The organism is Aphanothece microscopica RSMan92 (assembly GCF_046613545.2).
Lineage (GTDB): Bacteria > Cyanobacteriota > Cyanobacteriia > PCC-6307 > Cyanobiaceae > NIES-981.
Window position 1 is genome coordinate 1 of record NZ_JBKKKY020000368.1, and the last position, 565, is coordinate 565.

The 565-nt window shown below is 64.6% G+C and carries 1 protein-coding gene; it reads left to right on the forward strand.

Going from position 1 to position 565, the window contains the following annotated elements; translation table 11 throughout:
* Positions 1-221: 221 nt before the first annotated feature.
* A partial coding sequence (locus ACLD7X_RS18045) for a response regulator transcription factor (RefSeq protein ID WP_411425066.1) occupies positions 222-565 on the forward strand: 344 nt, incomplete at its 3' end.

Sequence of the window (565 nt, forward strand, 5' to 3'; positions counted from 1 at the left end):
GCTATCGCATCCACCTGCACCCGGCCAACCAGAACGCGGGCCGCGGCCCGGCGCAGCTGTCCCCGGACTGAGCGCAGGCCCCGGGGTCCCGGGCCCAAAAGTATCAAAAGGAATGTATTTTTGCATTCTACTCTGGATTGACCCCGCGGTTCCTGCAATCATGGACGGGTCGTATCCCCCTGGGGTGGGACTGATTGCCATCCGGAACGCGGGATAGGTGCATGATCCCAAAGGTGCTTGTTCTGGACGACGAGGCGGCGATCCGCCAATTGCTGTCCGAGGCCCTGGGCGCCGAAGGATATCGTGTCGTCTGTGTCGAAACGGTGCGTGCCTTCTGGGACGAGAATGTGCGCGCGCCCGGAGACCTGTACATCGTCGACCTGACGCTGCCTGACGGCAGCGGGTTTCCGGTGGTGCGGGAACTGCGCCGCCAGACCGACCGCGGGATCATCATCCTGAGCGGCCGCGACGACGAGACCGACCATGTGCTGGGCCTGGAACTGGGCGCCGACGACTATGTGACCAAGCCCGTTCGCGTGCGGGAACTGACGGCGCGGGTCAATGC